Here is a 10,704-nt window from a genome sequence, read left to right on the forward strand (position 1 = left end):
CAACCGCCCGGCCCCCTTCTGTCCCTTCCCGGATGTCCATGAAAGAGATTCGCAAGCTGCCGGCTTCGGCGGGCGCCCAGTGGTTGCTGGATACGTTCTCGCTGTACCGGCGTGCGCCGCTGCAGTTGGCCCGGATCGGCCTCACCTGGCTGGTGGTCAGCTGGGTAGTCACCCTGCTGTCGACCCTGATTCCGGGTGCGGCGGGCCTGGCCGTGCAGTTGATGACCCTGGCCATTTCGCCGGTGATGTTCGGCGGCATGCTGTATGCGATGGGTGAGATCGACGAAGGCCGTCCCGGCCTCGCCTCGCACCTGCTGCAGCCGATCCGCGACCACCGCGTCAGCCACCTGCTGGTGCCGCTGGCCATCCAGGTGCTGGCGGTGCTGCTGCTGGGTGTGCTGCTGTACCTGATGATCGGTCGGGAAGGCTTTGCCGCCTTCAGCGAGGTCATGACCAGGATGGAACAGATCAGCCGCAGTGGCCAGCAGATCAGCCCGGACGATGCGGCGAACCTGGTGGCCAACCTGCCCGCCAAGCGCATCGCGCTGTGGCTGCTGCTGGTGTTCGTCACCGCCGTGGGCCTGTCGCTGGCGATGTTCACCCAGCCAGCGCTGGTGGTGTTCGACAAGCAGAGCGGCATGCATGCGCTGCGCCTGAGCCTGCAGGGCTGCATCGAGAACATCGTGGCAATGGTCGTGTTCGCGGTGCTGGGCCTGATCGCCGCGTTCTGCGGTTACATCCTGTTCGTCATCGTCATCCAGGTCACGATGCTGATCGGCGGCCCGCTGGCGGCAGCCTTCATCGCCCAGCTGGTGCTGACCACGGTGGTGATGCCGCTGTATGTCGGCGCGGTCTATGCCGCCTGGAAGCAGATGTTCGTCCACCGCGGCAACCGCGCGGCACCGCCGGTGCCGGCCAACGCACCGGCGAACGACGTCTTCCACGCCTGACCTGCACCCGGGTAGATCCACGCCATGCGTGGATGAAACGGACCAACGCGCAACGCCGGGCAATGCCCGGCGTTCCCGTTTCAGGCTGCGGGCTTCTTCACCACTGAAGACGGCACCAGCCAGCGCGCGGCATGGATGCCCAGCTCGTACAGCAGGCACATCGGGATCGCCAGCATCAGCTGCGACACCACGTCCGGCGGGGTCAGCACCGCCGCCAGCACGAAGATGCCGACGATCGCGTAGCCACGGCCTTCCTTGAACTGCTGCGGCGTCACCCAGCCCAGCAGCACCAGGATCACCATCGCCACCGGCAGCTCGAAGCTGCCACCGAAGGCGAAGAAGATCGCCAGCACGAAGTCCAGGTAGGCGTTCGCGTCCGGGGTGATCGCGATCACTTCCGGGCTGAAGGTGGTGAGGAAGTGGAACACCGCCGGCAGCACCAGGAAGTAGGCGAACGCACAGCCGGTGTAGAACAGCAGCACCGACGACACCAGCAGCGGCACCGCCAGGCGCTTCTCGCGCGCATACAGGCCCGGTGCGACGAAGGCCCACAGCTGGTACAGCAGCCACGGCACGGCCACGAACAGGGCGACGAAGCAGGTCAGCTTCAGCGGCGCGAAGAAGGCACCGGCCGGGTTGGTGGCGATCATCGTCTGCCCGTTCGGCAGCTGCGACACCAGCGGTTCGGCCAGCGTGTTGTAAAGCTTCTGGGTGAACGGCAGCAGGCCCAGCAGCACCACGCCAAAGCCCAGCAGTGCGCGGATCAGGCGCGCGCGCAGTTCAACCAGGTGCTCGACCAGCGAGCTTTCGCCGAAATCATGTTCGCTCATGGCTGGCGCTCCGGCGGAACGGGCGCATCGGCCACGGGGTGGGTGGGCGCATCCGCGGAAACGTCGGTAGAGGTGGGCGGCATCGAACCGCCGTCCTGCGCCGCTGCGGGCACCGCGGGGTCTTCTGCCAGGTGCGGCGGCGTCTGCGCCGGGGCCGGCGCGCGCACTTCCCGGGCCAGGTCATCGCCCTGCTGCTGTGCTTCGCTCGCCTCGCGGCGCACTGCTTCGCCGCTGGCACGCAGCTGGTTCTCGGTGTCCTGCATGCCCTGCCGCACGTCCTGCATGTGCCGCTTGATCTCCTCAGCCTGCAGTTCGCGCTCCAGTTCCTGCTTCACCGAATCCCACTGGTTGCGGGCGCGACGCACCCACAGGCCGGCGAAGCGGGCCGCCTTGGGCAGGCGCTCGGGACCGAGCACCACCAGGGCGACCACTGCAATCACCAGCAGTTCGCTGAAACCAATATCAAACACCGCAACCGCTCCGGATCAACGCGCGTTGCGGTCGTGCTCGTCCTGCGCGGTGCGCGAGGCGTCCTGGCTGCGCGACTCGTCGCCCAGCTGCGCCGATGGCTTGTCGTCGTCGCGCATGCCCTTCTTGAATTCCTTCACCGCCGAGCCGAGATCCTTGGCGCCACTGGTCAGCCGCTTGGTGCCGAACACCAACAGAACCACGGCCAGGACAATCAACCAATGCCAGATGCTCAAACCGCCCATAAAGACGCTCGTTACGTAGTGATCAGGCTGTCGAGCATAGCGCACCGGCTGTAAGCCGGCGCGCGTGACGAAAGTCAGTTGCCGCCCAGCGTCTCGGTACGGATCTCACCGTCGCCGACCGGCTGGAAACCCTGCTGCTGCGGCGGCGGGGTCTGCGGCATGTTCTGCAGCGGCGCGGTGGTTGCTTCGGCCGGGGCCGGTACCGGTGCCTGAACAGGCGCCTGGACCGGCGGCGGCGGCGCGCTGGCCGTGCTGCCGTTGCCGGTGCGGTTGTTGCGGGCGGCGTAGGTCGCCTCTTCCAGGCGGTCACGGAAGGCGACCACGTCCATCGACGGCGCACCGGCGGCTCGCCCTTCGAAGATCATCCGCGGCGTGGTGTTGCTGCCGTAGGCATCGAGGTTGGCGGCATCGTCGATCTGCAGGACCGCGCCATCCAGGGCGACGCCGGCGAACAGGCCGCGGGCACGCGACCACGACCAGATCTCGGCCTTCAGCTGGCCATCGGTGGCGGCGGCAGCGTTGCGGCCCACCGGACCGGCGGCCACGCCGGCATCGGCGCCCAGGGTGAACTTGCCGTTGACGAGATTGTCCAGGCTGCGGTCGTTGCGGAACACCAGCACCACGTCGGAGGACTGCACTCCGGCCTGGAAGCCGATGCTGCCGCCGGTGAGCTTGATGAACACCGGGTTCGACCACGCGCCATTGGGCATGCGAACCGACATCAGGCCGTGGCCACGGCGACCACCGATGACCAGACCAGCCTTGATCGTGTCGGGAATGACGATGACCGCGCGGCCTTCGTCGAGCAATTTGTCCGGAATGCCCTGCTCGGGAATTTCCTGGATTTCAGCCAGCACACGCACCGCGTTGCGGGCGCGCTGGTCTTCCTGCGGTCCGGCCATGGCCTGGCTGGACAGCAGGCTGGCGGCGATCAGCAGGGCTTGGATCGGGCGACGCATGGCGGGCTCCAGAAGTCAGTCCATAGGAAGATATAGCAAGTGACTGAAATTAGTAGCGTTGTCATGAATATCCAATGAGCGCGGCCCATTCGGATAAACCCCCTGCATCGACACGATCCAAACCCTGCATCCCGGCGCGGCGCCGGATCGGCGACAATATCGACCATGCTCGACGCACCCGATACCGCCGTGCTGGCGGTCAACCTAGGCACGCCCGAGACGCCGACGGCTCCCGCCGTACGCCGTTACCTGGCTGAATTCCTGTCCGACCCCCGCGTGGTCTCGATTCCGGCGCTGCTCTGGCAGCCGTTGCTGCGCGGGCTGATCCTGCCGTTGCGCAGCGGCCGCTCAGCGGCGAAGTACGCCCTGGTGTGGCTGCCGGAAGGCTCGCCGCTGATGGTGCATACCCGCCGCCTGGCCGAAGCCATGCAGGGGCTGCTGCCCAATCTGCGGGTGCGCCATGCCATGCGCTACGGCGCGCCCGCGCTCACCGCCGAGCTCGACCGCCTGGCCGCCGAAGGCGTGCGCCGCATCGTCGTGCTGCCGCTGTACCCGCAGTATTCGACCACCACCACCGCGTCGATCGAAGACCGCGTCGATGCGTGGCAGCGCCGCCATCCCGGCATCACCATCAGCCTGGTGCAGGATTACTCGGTCGATCCGGACTGGGTCGCCGCCGTCGCCGGCTCCATCCAGCGCTACTGGCAGCAGCACGGCCGTGGCCAGAAGCTGGTGTTCTCCTTCCACGGCATCCCGCAGCGGCTGGCCGATGCCGGCGATCCGTACCCGCAGCGCTGCGAAGCCAGCGCGCAGGCCATCGCCAAGGCACTGGGCCTGGCCGCCGACGAATGGCAGCTCGGCTACCAGTCGCGCTTCGGCCGCGAACGCTGGCTGCAGCCCTACGCCGAGCCCAGCCTGTGGGCACTGGCCGAGGCCGGGGTGAAAAAGATCGACGTGGTCTGCCCCGGTTTTGCCACCGACTGCCTGGAAACACTGGAAGAAGTGGCGATGGGCTTCACCGAGACGCTGGCCGAGCGCGGCGCGCAGATGCGCTACATCCCGTGCCTGAATGCCGAGCCCGAACACGCGCGTGCCTTGGCACGCCTGGCCGTGGCATCGCTGGCATGAGCCTGCAACCGTTCGCGATGGACATCGCCGGTGCGCGCGTGGCCGGCCTGCGCGGTGGCCACGCCGGCGGCACCCGCGTGCTGGCCTTGCATGGCTGGTTGGACAACGCCGCCAGCTTCGTGCCGCTGGCCCCGCACCTGCCCGATCTGGACCTGGTGGCCATCGACCTGCCTGGCCACGGCCACAGCGCACACCTGCCGACGGGCGCGGTCTACACCACGCCGGCAGCGATCACCTACGTGCTCGATGTCGCCGACGCGCTGGGCTGGGACCGCTTCACCTTGATGGGCCATTCGATGGGTGCCGGCATCGCCAGCCTCACTGCGGCGGTCAGTGACCGGGTTGAGCGGTTGATCGCCATCGAAGCACTGGGCGGCCTGCGCGGGCCGGAAGAAGAAACCGCCGACCGCCTGCGCGAGCATGTAACGGCCACCCGCGCCCTGGCCCGGAAGCAGCTGCGGGTATTCCCCGAACTGGCCGCGCCGATCCGCGCGCGGATGATGACCAACCAGCTCAGCGAGGGCTGTGCCCGCCTGCTGGTCGAGCGCGGCGTCGAGCCGGTCGAAGGCGGCTACCGCTGGTGCAGCGACCCGCGGCTGATGCTGCCCACCGCCATCCGCCTCAGCGAAGGGCAGATCGACAACCTGCTGCAGGCCATCGCCTGCCCCACCCAGGTCATCTACGCCACGCCGGCACAGTCCTACTATCCCGAGCCGGGTCGCAGCCAGCGCCTGCAGCACCTGCGCGATGGCCGCCTGGCCGTGTTCCCGGGCAACCACCACCTGCACATGGAACAGCCGGCGCAGATCGCCGGGGTCATCAACGGCTTCCTCGCCAGTTGATGGCGATGCTCCAACGCAACGGCGGCTGAGCGAGGACGGCCGCGCGCGCTTCACTCCACGCGTGCACGGCCGATAGAACAGTTGCGGGCCCCTGCGCCCGCTGTACGCGGGCCCGGTCGGGCCTGCGGCTGTTCGTGGTCCTGCAAGGAAGCCCGCATGCCTGTCTGTCCGCACCGCCGCCCACAGGACGTGGCCCCGGCGCCTGCCATCCGCACCTTTTCCCCCTGCGCAATCCTGGCCCTGCCATCACCACGCCGTCGTGCGTGCCGGTGCGCGGGGCCGTTGCCGTTCGTTGATCCAGGAGTCGTCGATGTCCGTTGCATCCCCCCGCCCGCCCGACCAGGGCCGCCTTCCCTACCTGCAGCAACTGGCACGGCGTGCTGACCGCCGCCTGCTGCTGGGCAGCGCTGCCATGGCCCTGCTCGGGCTTGGCGCTGCATTGAGTGGCCACGGCGGCCTGGCCGGCGTGCTGGCGGCGGCCGTGGTGGTGCCCGCCGCGTGGCTGGGCGGCCCGCACGCGGGCAGTGCGCTGGCCCGCAACGGCCTGGCCGTGATCGTTGCCACGCAGCTGGCCCTGCTCTGTCACCTCGGTGGTCTCAACCCGGCCTTGCCGATCGGCCTCCTGCTGGCCGCGCTGCTCGGCCACCGTGATCGCCCGCCGTTGTGGCTGGCCGGCGGGGTCGGGGTGATCGTCCTGCTGCTGCCGATGCTGCAGGGCGCGGCGATACTGCCGGCCGTGCTGCACGCCACAGCGCTGGCCGCGCTGGCCATCGTGCTCGGGCAGACCGCAGCACGCCTGCGCCAGCAGAGCGAAGCGCTCGGCCATGGCCCGAAGCGACTGGCTGCGCTGGCCCGCGCCATCGCCACCAGCGCCGACCTGTCCGCGCACAGCAACCTGCAGGATTACGCCGCAGGTTCGCTCGCCCATGCACTGGCCGATACCGCCCGCCACGTGCAGGCGCAGCGGGAGCGGCAGGCAGAGGCGCATGCGGACAACGCGCAGATCCGCCAGGCACTGGATGTCTCGCGCACGGCGATGATGATCGCCGACAACGACCACGTGATCCGCTACGTGAACCGTTCGGTGGTGGCCCTGCTGCGCAACCAGCAGGCGACGCTGCGCCAGGCCTTCCCCGATTTCGATGCCGAGCAGCTGGTCGGCAGCAGCATCCATCGTTTCCACGCCAACCCCGAGCGCATCCGCGCCATCCTCAACGGCCTGCAGGTCACCCACAACGGCAAGATCCAGATCGGGCCGGTGCATTTCGCCCAGGTCGTCACCCCGGTGTTCGATGCCCAGGGCACCCGGCTCGGCTTTGCCGTGGAATGGCATGACCGCACCCATGAGCTGACGCTGGAAAACGCCGTGGCCGGCATCGTTGCGGCCGCGGCCGCCGGCGACCTCGAACAGCGCCTGCAGGCCAGCGAGGGGACCAGCTTCCTGGATGGCCTGACCGGTGGCATCAACCAGTTGATGGCCACGGTGGGTGGCACGGTCGAAGAGGTTCGACAGATGCTGGCCGCACTGGCCCGCGGTGAGCTGGACCGCCGCATGGAAGGCGAGTACCACGGCGCCTTCGCCGCCATCCAGCGCGATGCCAACGCCACCGCGACCCAGCTGGCGCGCATGGTCGGCCGCATCCAGCGCAGCGCCGGGGCCATCCGCGGCGCCGCCAGTGAGATCGCCGCCGGCAACGATGCCCTGTCCGAGCGCAGCGAGCGCCAGGCCGCGCACCTGCAGGAAACCGCGGCGTCGATGGAGGAGCTGACTGCCACGGTGCGGCAGAACGCCAGCCATGCACGCCAGGCCAGTGATCTGGCCGCGACCACACAGGACGCGGCAAACGACGGCAACCAGGCGATGCAGCGGGTGGTCGACACCATGCAGGCCATCGAGGCGGCGTCGCGGCGCATCGGTGACATCACCGGCGTGATTGATGGCATCGCCTTCCAGACGAACATCCTGGCCCTCAACGCCGCCGTCGAAGCTGCCCGCGCAGGGGAGCAGGGACGTGGCTTCGCCGTGGTGGCCAGTGAGGTCCGCGTGCTGGCCCAGCGCTCGGCGGCGGCCGCGCAGGAGATCAAGAAACTGATCGACGAAGCCGGCCGTGAAGTGGGAGCCGGCGCGCAGCTGGTGGCAGATGCCGGGCAGCGCATGCAGGGCATCGTCGGCGGCGTGCAGAGCGTGAGTGCGTTGATGCAGGAGATTTCCGCTGCTTCGCAGGAGCAGTCCAGCGGCATCGAGCAGATCAACCAGACGGTCGTGCAGATGGACCAGGCGACGCAGCAGAACGCGGCTCTGGTGGAGGAAGCCACTGCCGCCGCACGCGAACTGCAGGTACAGGCGGGCACGTTGAGTGAAGCGGTGGCGGTGTTCCGCCAGCAGGAAACGCGGGACGTGGCGCTGGCCTGAGGCCGGGCAGTTGCGATGGGCAGGTGCCAACCCTGGTTGGCACCTTGCCTTCCGCGGACGCGGTTGCCGTGCTTGTGCCTATGCCGGCCAACGGCCGGCACTACCGCGTTGCGTGGATCTACATGGGGCCACCCCATCCACGCGCAGCGGTGCTCTGGTAGATGCCAACCTTGGTTGGCACCGCCCTTCCTGCAGGCGCGGACGCCGCGCCTGTGCCGGCCAGCGGCCGGCACTACCGGTGTTGCTGCATGCAGTTCATGGGTGCGGCGTGATCAATCACGCGCAAAGAAAAAACCCCGCTGCGTAAGCAGCGGGGTTTTTGGGTATAAACCCTGGCGATGACCTACTCTCGCATGGCTTGAGCCACACTACCATCGGCGCAGCTGCGTTTCACTTCCGAGTTCGGGATGGGATCGGGTGGTTCCACAGCGCTAATTTCACCAGGGAGGCTTTTGGATCAAAATTTAAAGCTGCAGATGATTGATGCTGGCAACGTATCGCTTGCTTTAAAACAATTAATAGTTGCTTGATCAAACGTCTGCAAGATGGACAATCATCCTTCCTGCAGGCGCCTTCACAAGATACCTGCGCATACTTTCAAAGATCCTGGGAAGTGGCCTCAGCGCCGTTCCCGTGTGCTGCGAAGTTTCCTTCGTAGCGAAGCCGCCCATTATAGCCGGCTTTTCCGCTTCGTCAACACCTTTTTTCAAGGCCGTCTCACCGGAGTGGACGTTGTTGCCGATGCTGCTTCGGCGTTGGACCCGAAGGTCTTTCGTCGTTGCGAGCCGCCTATTATGGCAGGCCTTTCAGCTTTGTCAACAACTTGTTTGAGGAACTTGAAGCTCTTCGTGAAGTGGTTGCTGCAAGTCCAGGTCAAAACCAGGTACCTGCAAAAAAAGGAAAACCCCGCTGCGCATGCAGCGGGGTTCTCGGGTGTAAACCCTGGCGATGACCTACTCTCGCATGGCTTGAGCCACACTACCATCGGCGCAGCTGCGTTTCACTTCCGAGTTCGGGATGGGATCGGGTGGTTCCACAGCGCTAATTTCACCAGGGAGGCTTTTGGAGAGTCGCACTCGTCCCGGAGGGACAAGGCGCCAGCCTCGCATAGTTCTTGTGACGTAGCGTGCACTTGGATGCTCTTACGACGTTGTCGTAAAGCCAAGGCAACTTGAGGTTATATGGTCAAGCCACACGGATCATTAGTATCAGTTAGCTCAATACATTGCTGTACTTACACACCTGACCTATCAACCACATAGTCTATATGGTTCCTTCAGGGGGCTTGTGCCCCGGGAGATCTCATCTTGAGGCGCGCTTCCCGCTTAGATGCTTTCAGCGGTTATCGCTTCCGAACATAGCTACCCGGCAATGCCACTGGCGTGACAACCGGAACACCAGAGGTTCGTCCACTCCGGTCCTCTCGTACTAGGAGCAGCCCCTCTCAAATCTCCAACGCCCATGGCAGATAGGGACCGAACTGTCTCACGACGTTCTGAACCCAGCTCGCGTACCACTTTAAATGGCGAACAGCCATACCCTTGGGACCGACTACAGCCCCAGGATGTGATGAGCCGACATCGAGGTGCCAAACACCGCCGTCGATATGAACTCTTGGGCGGTATCAGCCTGTTATCCCCGGAGTACCTTTTATCCGTTGAGCGATGGCCCTTCCATACAGAACCACCGGATCACTAAGTCCTAGTTTCCTACCTGCTTGATCCGTCGATCTTGCAGTCAAGCACGCTTATGCCTTTGCACACAGTGCGCGATGTCCGACCGCGCTGAGCGTACCTTCGAGCTCCTCCGTTACTCTTTAGGAGGAGACCGCCCCAGTCAAACTACCCACCATACACGGTCCCCGACCCAGATAATGGGCCCAGGTTAGAACGTCAAGCACGACAGGGTGGTATTTCAAGGATGGCTCCACTGCAGCTAGCGCCACAGTTTCATAGCCTCCCACCTATCCTACACAGACGAACTCAACGTTCAGTGTAAAGCTATAGTAAAGGTTCACGGGGTCTTTCCGTCTTGCCACGGGAACGCTGCATCTTCACAGCGATTTCAATTTCACTGAGTCTCGGGTGGAGACAGCGCCGCTGTCGTTACGCCATTCGTGCAGGTCGGAACTTACCCGACAAGGAATTTCGCTACCTTAGGACCGTTATAGTTACGGCCGCCGTTTACTGGGGCTTCGATCAAGAGCTTCGCCTTTCGGCTGACCCCATCAATTAACCTTCCAGCACCGGGCAGGCGTCACACCCTATACGTCCACTTTCGTGTTTGCAGAGTGCTGTGTTTTTGATAAACAGTCGCAGCGGCCTGGTTACTGCGACCCTCTTCAGCTATAGCTCGCACGAGCCACCAAAAAGGGTGCACCTTCTCCCGAAGTTACGGTGCCATGTTGCCTAGTTCCTTCACCCGAGTTCTCTCAAGCGCCTGAGAATTCTCATCCTACCCACCTGTGTCGGTTTACGGTACGGTCTGCGTAAGCTGAAGCTTAGGAGCTTTTCCTGGAAGCGTGGTATCAGTGACTTCGCCATAAAGGCTCGTCTCGGTGCTCGGTCTTAAAGGATCCCGGATTTGCCAAAGATCCAAACCTACCGCCTTTCCCCAGGACAACCAACGCCTGGTACACCTAACCTTCTCCGTCCCTCCATCGCACTTACGCGAGGTGCAGGAATATTAACCTGCTTCCCATCGACTACGACTTTCGTCCTCGCCTTAGGGGCCGACTCACCCTGCGCCGATTAACGTTGCGCAAGGAAACCTTGGGCTTTCGGCGTGCGGGTTTTTCACCCGCATTATCGTTACTCATGTCAGCATTCGCACTTCCGATACCTCCAGCAGACTTCTCAATCCACCTTCA

At 65.1% G+C, this 10,704-nt stretch carries 8 protein-coding genes and 3 rRNA genes (1 of these 11 only partly in view); 4 read left to right on the forward strand and 7 right to left on the reverse strand.

Annotated elements, in window-relative coordinates; translation table 11 throughout:
- The first annotated feature begins 38 nt into the window (after positions 1-38).
- Positions 39-950, forward strand: a complete 912-nt coding sequence (locus C1926_RS11385; RefSeq protein WP_108759266.1) for a BPSS1780 family membrane protein — start codon at positions 39-41, stop codon at positions 948-950.
- Positions 951-1,030: 80 nt separating this feature from the next.
- Here C1926_RS11385 and tatC read toward each other — a convergent pair whose 3' ends face one another.
- The 4 genes from tatC to C1926_RS11405 form a co-directional block, all read right to left on the reverse strand.
- The gene (gene tatC / locus C1926_RS11390) at positions 1,031-1,780 is read right to left on the reverse strand and encodes a twin-arginine translocase subunit TatC (RefSeq protein ID WP_079224364.1); all 750 of its coding nucleotides are present in this window, start codon (positions 1,778-1,780) and stop codon (positions 1,031-1,033) included.
- Positions 1,777-2,250 carry a Sec-independent protein translocase protein TatB gene (gene tatB, locus C1926_RS11395; protein ID WP_108759267.1) on the reverse strand — a complete coding sequence of 158 codons (474 nt, stop codon included), beginning with the start codon at positions 2,248-2,250 and terminating at the stop codon, positions 1,777-1,779. Before tatB ends, tatC begins: the two co-directional genes overlap by 4 nt.
- A 15-nt stretch (positions 2,251-2,265) precedes the next feature.
- Positions 2,266-2,493 carry a Sec-independent protein translocase subunit TatA gene (gene tatA / locus C1926_RS11400; RefSeq protein ID WP_108759268.1) on the reverse strand — a complete coding sequence of 76 codons (228 nt, stop codon included), beginning with the start codon at positions 2,491-2,493 and terminating at the stop codon, positions 2,266-2,268.
- Between the two features lie 74 nt (positions 2,494-2,567).
- Positions 2,568-3,452: a YSC84-related protein gene (locus C1926_RS11405; protein ID WP_079224369.1), complete on the reverse strand. Its 885-nt coding sequence runs from the start codon at positions 3,450-3,452 to the stop codon at positions 2,568-2,570.
- 165 nt (positions 3,453-3,617) lie between these two features.
- Here C1926_RS11405 and hemH point away from each other — a divergent pair, with 165 nt between their 5' ends.
- The 3 genes from hemH (at position 3,618) to C1926_RS11420 (ending at position 7,835) form a co-directional block, all read left to right on the forward strand.
- A complete protein-coding gene (hemH, locus tag C1926_RS11410; RefSeq protein WP_108759269.1) occupies positions 3,618-4,580 on the forward strand; it encodes a ferrochelatase in 963 nt (320 codons plus the stop codon).
- Complete coding sequence (locus C1926_RS11415) at positions 4,577-5,422, forward strand: alpha/beta hydrolase (RefSeq protein WP_108759270.1); 846 nt, start codon at positions 4,577-4,579, stop codon at positions 5,420-5,422. The genes hemH and C1926_RS11415 overlap by 4 nt, the downstream gene beginning before the upstream one ends.
- A 310-nt stretch (positions 5,423-5,732) precedes the next feature.
- Positions 5,733-7,835 (forward strand): methyl-accepting chemotaxis protein, encoded by a 2,103-nt coding sequence (locus tag C1926_RS11420; RefSeq protein ID WP_108759271.1) that lies wholly within the window; start codon positions 5,733-5,735, stop codon positions 7,833-7,835.
- A 330-nt stretch (positions 7,836-8,165) separates the two neighbouring features.
- Here C1926_RS11420 and rrf (C1926_RS11425) read toward each other — a convergent pair.
- From rrf (C1926_RS11425) to C1926_RS11435, 3 genes are all read right to left on the reverse strand, one after another.
- Positions 8,166-8,280, reverse strand: a 5S ribosomal RNA gene (gene rrf / locus C1926_RS11425).
- A 495-nt stretch (positions 8,281-8,775) separates the two neighbouring features.
- A 5S ribosomal RNA gene (gene rrf / locus C1926_RS11430) occupies positions 8,776-8,890 on the reverse strand.
- Between the two features lie 126 nt (positions 8,891-9,016).
- Positions 9,017-10,704, reverse strand: a 23S ribosomal RNA gene (locus C1926_RS11435); it runs 1,193 nt beyond the window's last position.

Source organism: Stenotrophomonas sp. ZAC14A_NAIMI4_1, assembly GCF_003086915.1.
Taxonomy (GTDB): domain Bacteria; phylum Pseudomonadota; class Gammaproteobacteria; order Xanthomonadales; family Xanthomonadaceae; genus Stenotrophomonas.